The organism is Mucilaginibacter sp. RCC_168, from assembly GCF_041355315.1.
GTDB lineage: Bacteria > Bacteroidota > Bacteroidia > Sphingobacteriales > Sphingobacteriaceae > Mucilaginibacter.
On record NZ_JBFUPN010000021.1, the window covers coordinates 140746 to 159429 of the forward strand.

General features: G+C 41.0%; 15 protein-coding genes. 5 read left to right on the forward strand and 10 right to left on the reverse strand.

The window, feature by feature from the left end; translation table 11 throughout:
• The first annotated feature begins 19 nt into the window (after window positions 1-19).
• Window positions 20-2170 (forward strand): glycogen debranching protein GlgX, encoded by a 2151-nt coding sequence (gene glgX / locus AB6735_RS20325; protein ID WP_370997880.1) that lies wholly within the window; start codon window positions 20-22, stop codon window positions 2168-2170.
• Between the two features lie 362 nt (window positions 2171-2532).
• On the opposite strand, the gene AB6735_RS20330 is transcribed toward glgX, so the two are convergent.
• Window positions 2533-3150: a TetR/AcrR family transcriptional regulator gene (locus AB6735_RS20330; RefSeq protein WP_370997881.1), complete on the reverse strand. Its 618-nt coding sequence runs from the start codon at window positions 3148-3150 to the stop codon at window positions 2533-2535.
• Window positions 3151-3324: 174 nt separating this feature from the next.
• On the opposite strand from AB6735_RS20330, the gene AB6735_RS20335 reads away from it, so the two are divergent.
• Complete coding sequence (locus tag AB6735_RS20335; protein ID WP_370997882.1) at window positions 3325-4440, forward strand: mechanosensitive ion channel family protein; 1116 nt, start codon at window positions 3325-3327, stop codon at window positions 4438-4440.
• Here AB6735_RS20335 and AB6735_RS20340 read toward each other — a convergent pair.
• Window positions 4427-4912, reverse strand: coding sequence for a DUF4126 family protein (locus AB6735_RS20340; RefSeq protein ID WP_370997883.1), 486 nt, complete (start codon window positions 4910-4912; stop codon window positions 4427-4429). The genes AB6735_RS20335 and AB6735_RS20340 overlap by 14 nt on opposite strands.
• A 116-nt stretch (window positions 4913-5028) precedes the next feature.
• On the opposite strand from AB6735_RS20340, the gene AB6735_RS20345 reads away from it, so the two are divergent.
• Window positions 5029-5574, forward strand: a complete 546-nt coding sequence (locus AB6735_RS20345; RefSeq protein ID WP_370997884.1) for a hypothetical protein — start codon at window positions 5029-5031, stop codon at window positions 5572-5574.
• Between the two features lie 67 nt (window positions 5575-5641).
• Here AB6735_RS20345 and AB6735_RS20350 read toward each other — a convergent pair whose 3' ends face one another.
• The 4 genes from AB6735_RS20350 to AB6735_RS20365 all read right to left on the reverse strand — a co-directional run bounded on the left by AB6735_RS20350 (window position 5642) and on the right by AB6735_RS20365 (window position 12269).
• On the reverse strand, window positions 5642-9061 hold the full coding sequence (locus AB6735_RS20350) for an efflux RND transporter permease subunit (protein WP_370997885.1): 3420 nt from the start codon (window positions 9059-9061) through the stop codon (window positions 5642-5644).
• 24 nt (window positions 9062-9085) lie between these two features.
• Window positions 9086-10192, reverse strand: a complete 1107-nt coding sequence (locus AB6735_RS20355) for an efflux RND transporter periplasmic adaptor subunit (RefSeq protein ID WP_370997886.1) — start codon at window positions 10190-10192, stop codon at window positions 9086-9088.
• 27 nt (window positions 10193-10219) lie between these two features.
• Window positions 10220-11569: a TolC family protein gene (locus AB6735_RS20360; protein WP_370997887.1), complete on the reverse strand. Its 1350-nt coding sequence runs from the start codon at window positions 11567-11569 to the stop codon at window positions 10220-10222.
• Window positions 11570-11657: 88 nt separating this feature from the next.
• Window positions 11658-12269 (reverse strand): TetR/AcrR family transcriptional regulator, encoded by a 612-nt coding sequence (locus tag AB6735_RS20365; protein ID WP_370997888.1) that lies wholly within the window; start codon window positions 12267-12269, stop codon window positions 11658-11660.
• 249 nt (window positions 12270-12518) lie between these two features.
• Between AB6735_RS20365 and purB the strand changes: the two genes are divergently transcribed.
• Both purB and AB6735_RS20375 read left to right on the forward strand, forming a co-directional pair.
• A complete protein-coding gene (gene purB, locus AB6735_RS20370) occupies window positions 12519-13865 on the forward strand; it encodes an adenylosuccinate lyase (protein ID WP_370997889.1) in 1347 nt (448 codons plus the stop codon).
• A gap of 192 nt (window positions 13866-14057) precedes the next feature.
• Window positions 14058-14609: a NifU family protein gene (locus AB6735_RS20375; RefSeq protein WP_370997890.1), complete on the forward strand. Its 552-nt coding sequence runs from the start codon at window positions 14058-14060 to the stop codon at window positions 14607-14609.
• Window positions 14610-14793: 184 nt separating this feature from the next.
• Here AB6735_RS20375 and AB6735_RS20380 read toward each other — a convergent pair whose 3' ends face one another.
• Genes AB6735_RS20380 through mtaB form a run of 4 tightly spaced genes read right to left on the reverse strand, consistent with a single transcriptional unit; the run spans window position 14794 to window position 18547 of the window.
• Window positions 14794-15585: an inositol monophosphatase gene (locus tag AB6735_RS20380; protein WP_370997891.1), complete on the reverse strand. Its 792-nt coding sequence runs from the start codon at window positions 15583-15585 to the stop codon at window positions 14794-14796.
• Window positions 15563-16036: a GtrA family protein gene (locus AB6735_RS20385; RefSeq protein ID WP_370997892.1), complete on the reverse strand. Its 474-nt coding sequence runs from the start codon at window positions 16034-16036 to the stop codon at window positions 15563-15565. The genes AB6735_RS20380 and AB6735_RS20385 overlap by 23 nt, the downstream gene beginning before the upstream one ends.
• Window positions 16029-17198 (reverse strand): prolipoprotein diacylglyceryl transferase, encoded by a 1170-nt coding sequence (locus AB6735_RS20390; RefSeq protein WP_370997893.1) that lies wholly within the window; start codon window positions 17196-17198, stop codon window positions 16029-16031. The genes AB6735_RS20385 and AB6735_RS20390 overlap by 8 nt, the downstream gene beginning before the upstream one ends.
• 29 nt (window positions 17199-17227) lie before the next feature.
• Window positions 17228-18547: a tRNA (N(6)-L-threonylcarbamoyladenosine(37)-C(2))-methylthiotransferase MtaB gene (gene mtaB / locus AB6735_RS20395; protein ID WP_370997894.1), complete on the reverse strand. Its 1320-nt coding sequence runs from the start codon at window positions 18545-18547 to the stop codon at window positions 17228-17230.
• Window positions 18548-18684: the final 137 nt, after the last annotated feature.

Consider the following 18684-nt stretch of genomic DNA (forward strand, 5'->3'; position numbering starts at 1 on the left):
CATAATTATCTGACACCCTATGAAGATAGTAACATATCCCGGACAACCATTTCCACTTGGCGCTACCTGGGATGGCGAAGGAGTTAACTTTACACTTTATTCTGAAAATGCTACCGGGGTCGATCTTTGTTTATTTAACGGTGTTCATGATGAAGTAGAATCGGCACAGATACCTATTACCGAGTATACCGAATTGACATGGCACATTTATATCCCCGGTTTAAAACCCGGTCAATTATATGGTTTCCGGGTATATGGGCCCTATGAACCTAAGAATGGCCATCGTTTTAACCCCAATAAATTACTGGTTGACCCTTATGCGAAAGCCATTGCCGGAACCATTGACTGGAACGATGCCTTATTTGGATATGAAGTAGGCAGTCCGGAAGAAGATCTTAGTTTCAGCAAAACAAATAGCGCAGCTTTTATACCTAAATCTGTAGTAATCGACCATAATTTTGATTGGGAAGGTGATAAAAGCCCTGATATACCCTATTATAAATCGATAGTATACGAGGCCCATGTAAAGGGGTTCACTAAATTGCATCCGGAGATCCCTGAAAGCATCAGGGGCACATACGCAGCTATTGCGCATCCGGTAGCTATTGCTTATTTGAAAGACCTGGGTATTACCGCAATTGAGTTAATGCCCGTACATGATTTCCTTTCAGACAGGCACCTTGTTGACGAAGGCATCAGCAATTACTGGGGCTATAATACGATAGGTTTCTTTGCCCCCGATGCACGTTATGCTTCATGCAGTGTGCTTGGCGAACAGGTTAAGGAATTTAAAAACATGGTTAAGGAGCTCCATAAGGCGGGCATCGAAGTTATTTTGGATGTAGTATATAACCATACAGGCGAGGGCAGCCATCTGGGCCCTACCTTATCCTTCAGGGGTATTGACAATGTATCTTACTATCGACTGGTTGATGACGATAAAAGGTATTACATGGACTATACCGGCACGGGAAATACGCTAAATGCCAATTTGCCCAATGTTTTGCGCTTAATGATGGATAGCCTCCGTTACTGGATAGAAGAAATGCACGTTGATGGTTTTCGCTTTGATCTGGCGGCTACTCTCGCCCGCGAACTTCATGAGGTGAACCGCCTAAGTGCCTTTTTTGACATCATACATCAGGACCCCACCATATCGCGTGTGAAGCTGATAGCCGAACCATGGGATCTTGGTGAAGGTGGATACCAGGTAGGCAAATTTCCGGCCGGCTGGGCAGAGTGGAATGGTAAATACCGCGATTGTATCCGCGACTACTGGAGCGGCGCCGAAAGTACCCTGGCCGAATTTGCAAATCGCATCACCGGCAGCTCCGATCTGTACAAATCATACAGAAGGCCTACCGCCAGTATCAATTTTATTACAGCTCATGATGGCTTTACGCTAACCGACCTGGTTTCATACAACGAAAAACATAATGAAGCCAATGGCGAAAACAATAAGGACGGAGAAAGCCATAACCGTTCATGGAACTGTGGTGTGGAAGGTCCAACCACTGATGCCGTCATTAATAGCTTACGCGCAAAACAAAAAAGGAACTTTTTAACAACGCTCTTTCTTTCGCAGGGTGTACCGATGATTGTTGCCGGTGATGAAATGGGCCGAACCCAGCAAGGAAATAATAACGCATATTGCCAGGATAATGAAATTTCATGGATAAACTGGCAAAACATGGACAAGGATCTATATGCCTTTACCCGCAACCTCATTAATTTACGAAAAGAACATGCAGCATTTTCGCGTAAGAACTGGTTCAATGGGCAGCCGGTTCAAGGTAACGATATTGCTGATATAGCCTGGTTTTTGCCTGATGGTTCTGAAATGAATGAGGACAACTGGAGCCATGATTTTGCCAAATCTGTCGCCGTATTTTTAAACGGCTTGGGCTTGCATAGCGTTAATGCGGAAGGCGACAAAGTTGTGGATGACAGTTTTTACGTCATCTTTAACGCCCATGATGAACCATTGAGCTATAAACTGCCCCCTGAAAAATACGCACTTGATTGGGAGCTCCTGATTGATACCGCCAACCCTGATAATAATGGAGCCGTACGTACATTTAAAGCGGAAGATACTATTCAAATAGACGGCCGGTCGGTAGTATTACTTCAACATCAGCTAATTCATGATGCAGGAACAAAACAGCAATAGTCTTTAAGTAATTTAACTTCTCTCGTTGTCTGTGTCCTCACAGACAACTTGCATAAACAAGAGAAAAGAAAATTGCCGGTGAAGACACAGGCAATGGAAAAAGGTCAAAAGGTCCGAATAATTTAATCCGAATAATTTAAACACAAAAAAGCAGAATGGATATACTCCATTCTGCTAAATCACTCTAAAACAATCACCTCTTATTAAATAGGAAGTTTCTTTCAATAATCAGGGTATTAATTAAATATACTTCTGATTATTTGTACAAAACAAAGTTATCTATAATAAAATTCGTGATTGATCATTTACCTATATTTTGACTAATAACTGACAGTAAATCAGCCCCATTAGTTAAGGATGACTTAATACATCAAGCCTTTTATAAAAATATCTATCAGCAATAATCTTTTGGTATGTATTTCATCCAGATGTTCTTTACGCGGAAAGTTTACCTTCTTTTGTGATACAGCGCTAACTTTAATACCGTGCAATGCATCCAATAACAGATCGATAATTTCCTCTGGGTTTTCTACAGGTTTAATGGCTCCCCGCTCTATTTCGGTTTTTATGGCTTTGCTCAATAAATTCAGTTCCGCCAGGTGAACCTGCTCTACTATATCCCAAATCGTGTCCGGAAGGTTTTGTTCATTAAGTCTGAAAAAATCAAAGAAATTGTAATTGCTTACAATAAAGTCGTGATTGGTATTGATCTGAAAAACAAAAGCGTCTTTTAAATTAGCAAAAGTGTCAATATGGTCTTCCAGGTTTTTGATGTAATCATTGGCCAGTTTACGCATTACTGCCATGTACAACTGGCTTTTATCAGGAAAGTAGTAATAAAGCAAAGCCTTTGACATAGATAGGTCACCAGCAATTTCATTCATGGTTGTTTTCGAATAACCATAATGTAAAAACCGTTGATGAGAGGCGTCTAATATTTTTTCCCGCTTTATATCCTGATGGTCATTGCCTGCAGCCATTTGATCTATAATTATATAAAACCCTAAGTCAGATCACATTCCTGACTTTTTTAACAAAACTATCAAAAATTCTATAAATATAAGTACCAAGGCCTGCCGCATGTGTTATTGCCAAAACAATTTTACATTCCAACTATTTTTAAGGTAGATTTTACAAACACATCTGCTACAAACATGGAAAATAAATTGCCGCCTGGTCTGCTTGATCTGTCACAACGTATCCCATCCTTAATATGGAATCTGGCCATTGCGATAATAGCCATTTTAGTGGGCCTTATTATAAAATTTATAGTTACCCGCCTGTTCAGACTGTATGCCAAGAAAGAAACCTCCTACTCATTCTTCAGATCGGTGATCATTAACCTTGGGCGGGCTATCACTTATTTCATTCCTCTTTTTCTGCTTAATTTGTTTATTCCCTTTATGCGGATGGATAAAGTTTACATAGCCCCGCTTGATAAAACCATAGAAATTTTGCTGACCATCTCCTTTGCTGGCATACTTGTTCGGTCGGTGAGGATATTAGAAGATTATATTTACCACACTTACGATCTGAATAAAGCTGATAATTTAAAAGAGCGGAAGATCCGCACGCAGATCCAGTTTATGCGTAAGCTGATAGTTGTGGTTATTGTTTTTGTGACGATAGCCATTATTCTGCTAAGTTTTGAGAGTATGCGTAAAATCGGCACTGGGTTGTTAACTGGTGTTGGCATAGGGGGTATTATTGTGGGTTTCGCTGCCCAAAACTCTTTAGGCAATTTGCTGGCAGGTTTCCAGATCGCGTTTACACAACCTATACGTATTGATGATGTGCTGGTAGTTGAAGGAGAATGGGGGCGCGTTGAAGAAATTACGCTTACTTATGTTGTTTTAAAAATATGGGATGAGCGCCGGCTTATTTTGCCCATTAACTACTTTATACAAAAACCTTTTCAAAACTGGACACGCACCTCTGCTGATATACTGGGTACGGTGTTTTTATATATGGACCATACCGTACCGATAGATGCCATCAGGGAAGAGTTTGAACGACTGATCGTAAAAACGCCTTTATGGGATAAAAGAGTAAAAGTAGTACAGGTAACTGACGTAAAAGAACAGGTTATCGAGATCAGGGTATTGATGAGTTCGCGCACATCATCTGATGCCTTTGACCTGCGTTGTTATATCCGCGAAAACCTCATTACTTTTATACAGCAAAACTATCCCGGCAGCCTGCCCAAAACCAGGAATGAGTTAGGCAATCTGGAAAAGTTTATACAACAACCAGACATTAAGCGCTCATAGATAAACCTACGCCAGAGCCAATAACCAGGGCATCTTCAATGGCCCCAACAATCGGATCAACAAGATGGCTGGCCTTAACTACGCTTTTGCGCAAATAAAAACTGCCAAACGTTGAAACCAAGGCCGCTGAACCGCCGATAACAGCGCCAATAAAAGCGTTGTTACCAGTCGCCTTATAAATACTTGCACCTGCTAATGCTCCAGACAAGGAGCGCGCTAATACGCTAAAAGGTTTGATCCGGTTAGGTGTTACCGGTAATTTGTCAACCGCAAGTTCGCTAAGGGCCATTACTTTGAGCGTATTGGCCACCCCGGTTGATTGCATGAATTTAAAATTTGATTGTTCCAGGCTTTTTGATTGATGATGGCTTAATATATGACTGGCAATAACAGGCGCCGAAGAGGTACGCATACCTGCCAATGTACCCAAGCCTATTACCTGCCATAAAGGGTTTGATATTTTGAGTTTCATATGGTTAGCAATGATGTTTCCTGATAAACCAATTGAGCTGTAATTATGTTCTAATTAAAAAATATAAATCAATAAGAAATTTTAACTGTTATTATAGTATACCAATAAGCATAACTATGAAACTACGTGAAAACAATATGCTGGATGAACTTGGCGGCGCAATTGGTAAAGGTCTGCTGGCTGGTTTGGCAGCAACCGCTGCCATGACTCTGTCGCAAATGATCGAAATGAAGATCACCAAACGTAAACCGAGTGAAGCCACACTCAAAGTTGCCGGCGAAGCGGCCGGGGTGAAACCGGTTGGCCAGAATGAAAAACAAAAAGTTTCTCAGGAGATCCACTGGTCGTACGGAACAATATGGGGAATATCGCGGGGCTTAATATCACTTACCGGATTAAAGGGCCTGCCTGCCACTTTACTCCACTTTGGTGCGGTTTGGGGTACATCCATGATCATGCTGCCAAGATTTAAAGCCGCCCCTCCGGTTTATCAAGAAGATTTCAAAACCATTGCCATAGATGGCTTGCACCACGCGGTATATGCAACAACCGCGGGTATTGCTTATGACCTGCTTGACAGGGGCAGCAAACATGAAAGGAAATTTGACAAACTGGTTAAACGACTTCGTTTGCAAGGCTTCATCAGGCGATTTAAACGCTAACAAACCGATTATCCAAATACAAAAAGCCGCGCTCTTTTCAGAACGCGGCTTTACCTGTCATATTTAATTAAACCGTTTCAGCTTCCAAAAGCTCTTTATGAGGCTCAACCGACTTTTTACCAAAGAAATAGGCTTTCATATTATAGCGAATGATGTACATACAAGGAACCAATATCAGGGTAATAACTGTAGCGAATCCAAGTCCGAATATCATTGTCCACGCTAATGGCCCCCAGAAAGCTACGTTATCACCACCAAAGTGAATATGAGGTTTAAAATGGGTAAAAAGTCCCACAAAGTCGATATTAAAGCCAACAGCTAAAGGTATCAAACCTAATATAGCGGCAGTAGCTGTCAATAATACCGGCGTCATACGGGTGTGACCCGCTTCTACTACGGCATCATGCAGATTTGCACCTTGCTCTATCAGCATATCTGTAAACTCAACCAGCAATATACCATTACGTACTACCACACCTGCAAGGGCAATGATACCAATACCAGTCATAACGATAGACATGGTCATACCAAAGATACTCACACCCAGAAATACACCAATAATACTCAGAAAAATTTCGCTGATGATAATAAATGTTTTTCCAATGGAATTAAACTGGATCATGAGAATGATCAATATCAACCCAAATGATGTGGCCAAAGCCCCTAACAGAAAGTTCATAGCTTCCGCCTGATCTTCCTGACCACCACCCTGCCTGATACTTACATTATCAGGTTTCTTAAAGTTATTGATGGCCTGTAGAATATTGGCATTAACCTCGTTGGGGTTAAACGGCTTTATAACATTTGATCCTAATGTAAGCACCCTGCGCTGTTGTTTACGCTTGATATTACTGAACGTATTGGTATACCTTATATCGGTAAAAGCTGATATAGGCACCTGGCGTATAGCGCCTCCGGTTGCTAAATCGCGATAGGTTATTTTTAAATTACGCAGTTCATCAAGATTACCCCGCTGACTTTCCAATGCCCTTACCTGGATTTTATAGTCGTCTTCTTTGGTGTTCCTGAAATCACCCGCCGGTGCGCCAAATACGGCTGCCTGTAAAGCGTCGCTTATTGTTTTAGTACTTATACCTTCACGGTTAGCGCGTTCCCTGTTGATATCAAATACAATTTCAGGTTTATCGCTCTGTACATCGGCTATTAAGTTTTCAATACCTGCAATATTTTGTTTGGCCAGATAGGCTTTTAAACGATCTCCGGTTGATACAAGCGTATCCAGGTTATCGCCAATGATCTCGATACTGATATCTTTTTGCACCGGAGGACCACTGGCTTCCTGCGCAACGGCTATTTTAGCACCCGGGATACCTTGTACAGCCTTACGGATGTTGGCCAATACCGCTTTAGTGTCCTTGCCATTTCGCTTACCAAATTCAACAAAAGCTACTGTTACTTTACTTTTATTTTCATAATCGCCCTGGTCTTCGTCCTGAGGATCAGTTACTCCTTTAGTAACGTTTGATATTACGGATGATACTATATCTTTATCAGGCGCAACTACTTCAGCTACACGTTTTTCAATTTTCTTGGTGATTTCATTAGTATAAGCCTGATCTGTACCGATAGGCATGGTTAAATACACATATACAAAGTTAGGATCGCCTGAAGGGAAAAACTCCGGTGTTTTACCTATAGTTACCAATAAAACAATGGACAGGATAAACAAGCCAATTGTTCCCATGAGCATGGTAACCGGTCTTTTAACAGCCTTTTCAAGCCATCTGGCGTACCAGTCTTTAAATTTTGGCCAGGCGTTCTTCTGAAACCTATCTATCACTCTTAGCAGAATGAAATGGTTTAACAGGTACAGCGCCATAATAAATACTACCAAATTACCAATGCCAATATTGATCAGATATCCCACTACCGCGGCTACAGCCAGATATATGAGGGCCCGCACGGTTTTTTTATCAAATTTGGGATTATCGTGTTCGCCATCATGATGCGGTTTCATAAAGTCAACCGCAAAAACGGGATTAATAATATAAGCCACTACTAAAGATGCCAACAAGGTGATGATCAGCGTAATAGGCAGAAAGAACATAAAGTGCCCGATAATGCTATTCCAAAATGCTAAAGGTACAAATGGAGCCAGAGTAGTCATTGTTCCTGAAAATACGGGCAAAAACACCTCGCCTGCCGCCATTTTCGCGGCCTGTTTAATAGGGACCTTACCGTTATCGAAAATACGGTGTGTATTCTCGATCACCACAATGGCATCATCCACTACAATACCCAATGCTAGCAGGAAGGAGAACAACACAATCATGTTTAGCGTAAACCCAATAGCCGGCATCACTAAAAATGCGATAAAGCATGACAGTGGAACCGAAAGCGCTACAAATATGGCATTGGTTGTACCCATAAAAAACATCAGGATAACCGTAACCAGGATAAAACCAATTACAATGGTATTGATCAGATCGTTGAGCGTAGTACGTGTTTTATCAGATTGATCGCCGGTTACCACAATATCCAATCCCTTAGGGAATACTGTTTTCTGTTTCAGCTTGATCAGTTCATTAATTTTGTCTGATGCCTCAATCAGGTTCTCTCCTGATCTTTTGCTTACGTTAAGCGTAATTACGTTTTTAAAATTGGGATTGTCGTTGGTTTTTAAACGGGCATAGCTTTCCTGCTCCAGAAATGAATCTTTTACATCGGCAATATCCCGTAAATAAACTGCCTGACCTTTGGGATTTCTGATAACCATAGCGGCAACTTCATCCGCGTTTTTGAAATCCCTTTTAATATCTATGCTCCGCCTTACCCCATCAGATTTAACAGTCCCGGCAGATGTCAGGATATTTTCGTTGCCAACCATTTGGATGATATCAGTAAAGCTAACCTGTGCAGCGGCCATTTTATTCAAATCAACATTGATCTGAATTTCGGGCGTTAATGCACCCACCTCGTCTACTTTTGAAATTTCCTTGTAGCTTTCAATCTCGTCCTTTAAAATATCGGCATACTCCTTCAGTTTTTTCAGGTCATAATCACCAGATATATTGACGTATAAAATAGGCTGGTCGGCAACGTTAATATCCGATATGATTGGCTCTTTATAATTAGCATCATTCTGCGGCAAATCCTGTTTGGCTTTGTCTACGGCATCTTTAACATCTATCTTTGCATCCCTGGTCTTAACATCGGTGTTAAATTCGGCAGTGATGATGGATACATTTTGAACCGAGTTTGAGGTAACCTTTTTTAACCCTTTTAACGATTTTAGCTTTTTTTCGATTTGCCTGGTCACCAGATTTTCTACATTTTGCGGCGACTGACCTAAAAAAGTTGTGGTTACATAAATCTTAGGTATCGCTATATCCGGAAAGTTTTCCTTGGGTAAGCTATTGTAACTTATCAATCCCAGTACCGTAATCATAAATATGAGCACGTATATGGCCGTTTTGTTGTCAATGGCCCAACTTGAGGGCCCAAATTCTTTATTCAGATCTTTCATAATCAACAGATCAAACGTTTATAATTAATTAGCAGACTGTAATACCTTAATTTTGTCGCCATCCTCAATTTCGGTAGCGCCTTCGGTAACCAGCTCATCACCATCTTTTAATCCTGATAATATCTCGGTATTACCGCCATAGGTTGCTCCTGATTTTACGTTAACTTTTTTGGCAATGCCATTTTGGTTTATAAACACATAATCACCGGTTTCTGATTTCAGGATAGCTTTAACCGGAACTACAATAGTGTTAGCTTTAGAGTAATTAGCTATCTGGATAATGGCCGTCATGTTTGGGCGCAAGCTTTTACGAACAGGTAATTTTATTTCCACGCCAAAACTACGCGAGGTTGGGTCAATAACCTTAGCAGCAAAAGTTACTTTAGTAACCAGGGAGTCATTGGCATCCGGCACTGATATTTTTACCTGATTGCCTGTATTTACGCTGCCTGCATAAGATTCGGGCACATCGGCCTTCACTTTTAAAACATCTGCGTTCACCACACGGATACCTGTTTGGCCCGGTGAAGCAGCCTGACCCAATTTGAGATCCATCTGATCAACAGTTCCGTTAATAGGAGATACAATGCGGTATTGGCTTGCCTGCTGTTTTAAAGCCGCCAATGCTTTTTTACTACTCTGCAGTGTTGTTTGCGCTTGTAAAAATTGTACCTCGGTGCCTATTTTTTGATCCCAAAGATTTTTTTGACGATTGAACAATGTTTGGTTCAAATCAACCTGGGCCGCGCTTTGTGCTATGTTTTGTCTCAGTACATTATCATCCAACTGGGCCAGTGTTTGTCCCTTGCTTACATGCTGCCCAACTTTTACGTATATAGCGGTAATAACAGCCGAGGCCTGCGGATAAGCTGTTACATTGTCCTGGGCGTCAATCTTACCTTGTATTTGTACATAATTGGTAAACTGAGCCGGCTTTATAGCAATTGTACTTACATCTGTAGTTTTAGATGAGTCTTTTGAACCAACTTCGGCCTGTAATTTGACGATCTTTGAATTAAGATCGGCCTGTTGTTTTTTCAAGTCGGCCAGCTCTGCCGATTTATCTTTAGGTTTATTGGAGCAAGCCGCCAAAAAAATGAAAGCCGGTATGTATAATAATATTCTTTTCATGTCTTTTTTATATAGTTGGTTTAGTAATTATTTAATGCGGCCATATGCCTTATCCAGATCAACTTTGCTTATTAAGGCATCATAAAGTCCTTGTATATATTTATCGTTTGCATCATCAAGAGATGTTTGGGCCTGGGTTACTTCGATACTTGAACCAACCCCCTGCTGATATTTTATTTTAGAAACACGTAACACCTCTTCGGCTAACTCGCGGTTTCTTTTCTGATTATTAAGGCTTTGCAGACCGTTAACATAGGCAACATTGGCTCGATTAGCTTCCAGCTTCAGCCCGTTTTTTGCATTTTCCAAATCATTCTGGGATTTTAAAACCGCTATTTTTGATTGTCTTACCTGGTTTAAACGCTGCCACCCATTAAATATGGGAACGTTGAGGGTAAGTCCTATGTAACTGGATGGAAAATTCATTTTGTACAAGTTACCAAAACTGTTATTCTGATAAGATGAGGTATAGCTTGCATTGGCTTTCAGCGTTGGTAAATACTGTGATTGTTGACGCTTCAGATCAAGCTTCTTAAGAGCAACACCTGTTTCTGATAAGCTATATTCAATACGGTTATGATAAAATGAGGTATCTGCAGCCAGATCAGCGGTATCGCCCAATTTAATATCCTCCAGTTTATCCTTTAAAGAAAGTGCATTCTCTATAGGCATGCCCATTTGGAACTTTAAAACCTGATAATTTAAGGCCAGGGAACGGATGGTATTCTCGCGGGTGGTTACTAAATTATTATACTGAACAGCTATACGATCTACATCTATTTTTTCAACGGTGCCCTGTTTGTTTTGAGCTACAGTTTCATCATACTGCTGCTTTAATTGTTTAAGATTGGCATCCGTTAACCTTAACTGCTCATTACTAACCAGTACCTGGTAGTAGGCTTTGGTAACTGATACGCTAATTTGGATTTTATTACGGGTCAGGGTCTTTAATGAAAGCTCCTTATAGGTTTTAGAGGCCTTTAAACCCACCAAATAACTACCGTCAAAAAGTATCTGGTCGGCTGTTGCACCAATGCTTGACTGATATTTAACCCCAAACTTTACAGGAATAAAAGTACCAGCTGGCTGACCAAATACTTCGCCGGGCAACAATGTTGTTGGAATTTTCAAGTAATCCTGAAAAGTAGCTGATCCGCTTATCTGGGGCAAACCAATACCTCTTGTTTCTTTAACCTTATACTCCGCGCTTTTAACATCAAGCCCTGCATTTACAACAGAATCCTGATGCTCGTAGGCATAATTGATGCAATCCTGAATACTAAAACTAAAAGTTTGACTATTAGGTGGCGCTTCCTGCGCGTAACTTTTGAAAGCTATAGCGCAAAATACTGTTGCCGTAAAAAGTAAATATTTCATTGTTATTTTATATAATATAGTTGGTATTATTATTCAGTTATTTATCCTTACCGATTCAAAGATTATATCCGCCAATAGCGCTAATAATTTACTCTTCGTGTATGTTTTTGTATTGGTTTAATAGCTTGTATCCCTTAAGAGTGCACACACCATAATTAAAATGATCCTCAAACTGTACCTGTACTTTCCAGGTATTAAATTCTCCAATTGGAAAAATATCGGTATTGAAGCCCAATTCTATCTGGCTTACCCGCATCCGCGCTATTATCTTTACGTCGATATCCTGACGGATGTAACCCTGCTTCATTCCTTTTACCAAAAGATCTTCCATAGTGTTGATCAATACTCCGGCTTTAAATTTTTGAAATTCAGCCCAGGCCTCCGGATGATATTTTTGCATATCATGTACTGCAGTCGGGTTCATCTCGGCAAATATTTCTTCAGAGCATTTCATCATATTGATCATCGCATCTACTACATCGTTTGATTTACTGATGATATCATTTATTTGATCCTCATCTTCTTTCAACCGGCCTTTAAGCACCGCGGTAACCAATTCATTTTTGTCTTTAAAAAACTGGTATATGGTTTTTTTTGACATGCCAATATGTTTGGCTATATCATCCATAGTGATGCTCTTGATTCCTGCTCTTAAAAACAGTTCCAGGCTTCCACGCAATATTCTCTCTATTTGACTCATTGACTTTCCGGGTCAAAACTAAGGAAACATTTTTTGATTTCAAAGTTTCCATTAGAAAATACAATTACCTGACAAAGCACTCATTTAATACCCTTTGTTTTAACTATTTCCCTGCTTTTTATTATATAACCATTGACCATCCTAAAATAGGACATCGGAATGCAAGTATTTTATAGTTCTAATTCGCGCCGCAACATATGGAGTATCTGCCCGTCTATTTTCTTACCTTTGCCAAAATTTATAAAGAACATGACGCTTTCTCCGCTTTCAGCAATTTCGCCAATTGATGGCCGTTACCGTAATACCACCGCTGAACTTGCCAATTACTTTTCTGAATTCGCTCTGATCAAATACCGCGTATTTGTTGAGATAGAGTATTTTATAGCCTTGACGGAAAGTTCCCTGCCTCAATTACAACATTTTGATGCCGGCGTTTCTGAAAAGTTACGCCATATCTATAAAAACTTCAGTGAGGCTGATGCCGAAAGCATAAAAGAGATCGAAAAAACTACTAACCATGATGTAAAAGCGGTTGAGTATTTTATAAAAAAAGAATTTGACAAATTAGGCGGACTTGAGCCTTATAAAGAATTCATACACTTCGGCCTCACCTCTCAGGACATTAACAATACCGCCATACCCTATACCTTTAAACTGGCTGTAAACAATATCTATTACCCCGCTATAAAGGAACTGGTAGACATCCTAAAAAATTACGCCCGCGACTGGGATCAGATACCGATGCTGGCCCATACACATGGGCAACCAGCCTCACCAACCCGTTTAGGTAAGGAGATCCAGGTTTTTGTAGAGCGTTTAGAGGCTCAGCTTGAATTATTGGCAGCAGTGCCCTACTCGGCCAAATTTGGCGGCGCAACGGGTAATTTCAATGCACACCATATAGCATATCCTAAAAATGACTGGAAAGCTTTCGGCAACCATTTCGTTAACGATATATTAGGTCTTAACCGCTCTCAATTTACCACGCAGATAGAGCATTATGACAATTTTGCTGCTCATTGCGATGCCCTGAAAAGGATCAACAACATTATCATGGACCTGGACCGCGATATGTGGACCTACATATCCATGAATTATTTTAAACAAAAAATAAAAGCAGGCGAAGTGGGCTCATCAGCCATGCCGCACAAGGTTAACCCGATCGACTTTGAAAATTCCGAAGGCAACCTGGGTATTGCGAATGCTTTGTTTGAGCACCTGGCCGCCAAACTTCCGGTTTCCAGATTACAGCGCGACCTGACCGATTCAACCGTTTTACGGAATATTGGCGTTCCGGTAGCTCATACGCTTATCGCTATTAAATCAACTATAAAAGGTTTAGGTAAACTGCTTTTAAACCAGGATGCCATTAATGCCGACCTGGAAGCTAACTGGCCGGTTGTTGCGGAGGCTATACAAACCATATTAAGGCGCGAAGGATACCCCAACCCATACGAGGCATTAAAAGACCTTACCAGGACCAATCAACAAATTAACGCCCAAACAATAGCGGCCTTTGTTGATACGTTAAATATAAGTGAAGCTATTAAACAGGAGCTAAAACAGATAACACCGGCAAACTATACAGGTATTTAATGTGCGGATTTCAGATGTGCAGATATGCGGATGAAAGCATTATTGTTTGATTTATCATTTGCACATTTGAAATTTGCACATCTGCACATTATAGAGTCATCTATCATCTATGTGTCATAACTAATTAATAGCTAACTTTAAACAAAAAAGCTACCTAAATTTGTTAATTCAAGATTTAATCAGAAAGCTAAAATGAATATCAACGTATATACAGAGTTAACGCCAAATCCGGCAACTATGAAGTTCATTGTGAACAAGTTGCTTATTAATGGCAGTGCCGATTTCGCCACAAAAGAAAGTGCCGAAAAATCACCTTTTGCTAAAGAGCTTTATAAATTCTCGTTTGTGAATGGTGTTTTCTTTGCCAGTAATTTTGTTACCATCACTAAAACCGAAGGCAGCGAATGGGATGATGTAGAGCCTATTATGAAAGAGTTTGTAAAAGGCGCTGTTGAGTCTGAACTCAAAATACAATTAGAGGAAGAAGCCGAAGCAGCAAACTTTGAAGGTTCTGAAACCGAAGTAAAAATACAACAGATATTACATGATTACGTTCGTCCGGCTGTGGAGCAGGATGGCGGGGCTATTTCATACCGTTCGTTTAACGAAGGTGTGGTTACTGTTGAACTACGTGGTTCATGCAGCGGTTGCCCATCGTCAACCGTCACCCTAAAAGCCGGTATCGAAAACTTGTTGAAACGCATGGTTCCTGAAGTTACCGAAGTAGTATCAGAAGCTTTATAATATTGACACGGATTTCACTAATTGATTCGAATTACACGAACTAACTAGTATCATTGATAAAATAAAGATGGCGCTAATCAAGTAATTAGCGCCATCTTTATTTTGTGTAATTCAAAAAAATTAGTCTAATCCGTGTCTAATCAATTCGTTTAATTCGAATCAATTCGTGAAATTAGTGTAAAATCTATTTAAAGTATTTCTGAATATACTGTACCAGCTCCCGTGTTATCTTTCCGTTGGTTGCTACAACTTCCCTGGCTTCCAGCACATCGCTGCCACCGTTAAAAGTAACTACCTCGCCCCCGGCCTGTCTTACGATGACTATACCGGCGGCTACATCCCAGGAATTTAAATTATACTCGTAGAAAGCATCAAACCGGCCACAGGCCGTATAAACCAGGTCGACAGCCGCCGAACCCAAACGTCTGAGGCCATGGCAATTCTTCATTAAATCGGCAAACAGGGCAATATAGGCGTCCTGCTTTCCAAAGTCATAGTATGGAAATCCGGTAGCCAGTAAACTGTCAGCTACCGTTTGGTTGTTACTTACCCTGATCTCGGTACCGTTCAGATACGCTGGCCCACCTTTCCAGGCATAAAAGCACTCGTCCAGATTTACCTCATATACTACCCCAGCCACCAATTCATCATATTCCTTAAGTGCAATACTTACCGAAAACGAAGGAATGCCGTGTATAAAATTGGTGGTACCATCCAAAGGATCGATGATCCAGTTATACCTTTCGCCAACGGTTGTTGTAGTTTTTTCTTCGGTAATAAAACCTGCTTCCGGTAGTATTTTGCGTAAACCTTCCACAATCAGTTTCTCGGCGGTTTTATCTACGTATGATACCAGATCGTTCAAACCTTTGTATTCGATTTTATCGGCATTAAAGGTTTTACGCTCCTGCCTTATAAAATCTCCGGCTTGTTTTGAAACCTCAATTACCTGTTCAGTTATGTTTTTGAGTTGCATGTTTGCGTAATGATAAGCTGAATGAAAATGCCTTATGTACAAAAAAGCTCGCGAAGAATAAGCTTAACGCTGCCCCTATCCTGGCCACCGGTGGATAAATGCCAAAGTCTTGTATCAATATTTTTATCACCGCTAAATTGGCGAAAAACCCAATGAAGGCGACCGATGCAAAGCGGATAAATTGTTTGTATACCGATAATTTTGATTCGGTAAAAACCATATACCGGGTGATCAGGAAGTTTACTACCACTCCCATACAAAATGATAAGGCAAGGGATAAAGTGGAGTTGCGAACGGTTAACGAGAATATCTGGTAAGTATGCCGTACCAGCAAATTATGATAAAAAAGGTAAAATGCTGAAACGTCAACTAAAAAACCTGCTCCTGCAGAGATCACAAATCTGAACACCTGGTTATCCAGTAATTTATTGGCTTGCTTAATATTAGCCATGCTTTAAAACAGCTGATTTTTTGTCCTTATTTAACCCGTTCATAATTAATATGGCCCCGCCAACAACCATCAGCAACGAAATAAACTCGGCTTGGGTAAAGCTGATACCGGCAACGTGGTATTTAGTGTTTACACGTATCAATTCAATAAAAAAACGTTCCACACCGGCCAGAATCATGTAGATACCAAACATAACGCCTGCAGGCTTTATACGGTCGCGAATGCTCCATAAAAGCCAGAACAGCAATAAGCAAACAATCACTTCATAAAACGATGTAGGATAAACCGGGTACTGTAATTCATGGCAAAATTTGCCAATACAGCCAGGAATGGCCACACCTTCGTCATTCACATTATGCGGAAATTTAAAGGCCCACATCCAGTCGGGGGCCCAACTCAACCAGCCAGGTTTTGGAGCGGTATTGGTTATACCCCAATCACCATCGCCCGACATCTGGCAGCCTACCCTACCTAAAGCATAGGCCAGCATCATACCAGGCCCGCCAATATCCAACATATCCAGAGGTTTAATATTATGTTTGTTGGCAATATATAGTACTGCTGCACCACCGCATATTAAACCACCATAAAAGGTTAATCCGCTAAAGCCTACCAGCATCCCTACGGGATCCTTCATAAATTCGCCCCAGTTCTCCAGTGCGTTAAATACTTTGGCACCGGCAAAGCCAAAAATAGCTGCCCAAAGCAAAATATTGCCCATAAGCTCATGCGGATGTACTGTTACTTCCTTGGTTACCGGTTTGGGTTGTTTTTGCTTTTCGGCCTCATGATAAGCCCAATAAGCAAACGCGGCGGCACCAATGATCCCGCCCACCCAGCTGCCGCGTAAGGACAATAAAAAATCCTGCGGGGCATCTAAAAGCATACGGTAGTTCAGTATACAATCTACCAGTTTATAACCTAAAACAAAGCCAAAAACACCATTACCAACCAATTCATTAACCGAGGCGGGTTTACCTATAGTAACTGTTTTCTTGAACGAATGGATAATGCCTAATTTTTCTTTCCGTTTAAATTCCTGTGCAAAAGCCCAGTAAGCGCCCATAAATGCTATAGCCACAAAAAACCCAAACGTTTGAACAGGCAAAGGAATATTTATACCAAAAAGATATTGTAAAAGCGATGTAATGGTTGGAAACATAGGTTATAGTTTGAAGCGAATATAGCGTTTTAATGCACTAATATTTCTTCGCTTTCTGTTATATCGACATCACCATCTGGTGAAATATTTGTTAAGTGTACCTTTTTAAGTTCGTTGATCAGCACGGGGTCATACTTGGTACGTACCTTCACATAGTTACGGGTAAAACCGTGCATATAGCCCTCTTTAATATCCCCCTCAAATAAAACCTCTTCTGTTTTATGCAGCTGGCTCTCATAAAACGCCCGGCGTTTTTTGTCAGACAGGATATGCAGCATTTTACTACGCTCACCACGGGCCGAACCCGGTACCGCGCCGGTCATCTGACTGGCCAGTGTATTTTCCCGCTCCGAATAGGTAAACACATGCAGGTATGAAACGTTCAGCTCATTCAGAAAATTATAGGTCTCCACAAAATCTTCACGGGTTTCGCCGGGGAAACCAACGATCACATCCACACCGATACAGCAATCGGGCATCAGTTCTTTAATTTTAGCTACCCGGTTTATGTACAGATCACGCTTGTAACGGCGACGCATCAAGCCTAATATCTTATCAGAACCCGACTGTAAAGGGATATGAAAATGCGGCACAAAACGCTTTGAAGCAGCTACAAAAGCAATAATTTCGTCGGTAAGCAGGTTGGGTTCGATGGACGAGATCCTGAAACGATCTATCCCCTCTACATCATCCAAAGCCTGTACCAGGTCAAAGAATTTATCTTCGCGTTTACCATTGCGGATACCAAAATCGCCCAGGTTTACACCGGTCAATACAATTTCCTTTACACCCGATGCCGCTATCTGCCGGGCCTGTTCTACCACATTTTCGATGGTATCACTACGACTACTGCCACGGGCCAACGGTATGGTACAAAAAGTACAGGAATAATCGCAGCCATCCTGAACTTTCAGAAAAGTACGGGTACGGTCGCCAAAAGAATAGGCAGGTACAAACTCGTTGGCTTCTGATACCGGCTGGTTAAACACCAAAGCCTTAGGTTTCTTGGTCAGATCGGTAATATGTTCAATGATCTGAAATTTTTCGGCGGCGCCCAGCACCATGTCTACACCCGGTATTTCGGCTATTTCCTGTGGTTTTAGCTGTGCATAGCAACCCACAATGGTGACATAGGCGTTCGGCGATATTTTGAGCGCCTCCTTAACTATTTTCTTGCACTTTTTATCTGCGTTTTCGGTAACCGAACAGGTGTTGATCACAAAAACATCGGGGGTATTCGTAAACTCCACCGTATCGTAGCCAGCCTGATTAAACAGGCGCCCGATAGATGAGGTTTCCGAATAGTTGAGCTTACAGCCCAGCGTATAAAAGGCAACTTTTTTATTCATCTTTAAGGGCGCAAAGATAATTAATTATTGAATTACTGAGTTAGTGAATTATTGAGTTATCAGGGCTGACGCATTAGGAATTTGATTTAGCGATTAATGAAAGTAGAAATTTGTGGTTCCAACCGGCCATTTTCCTT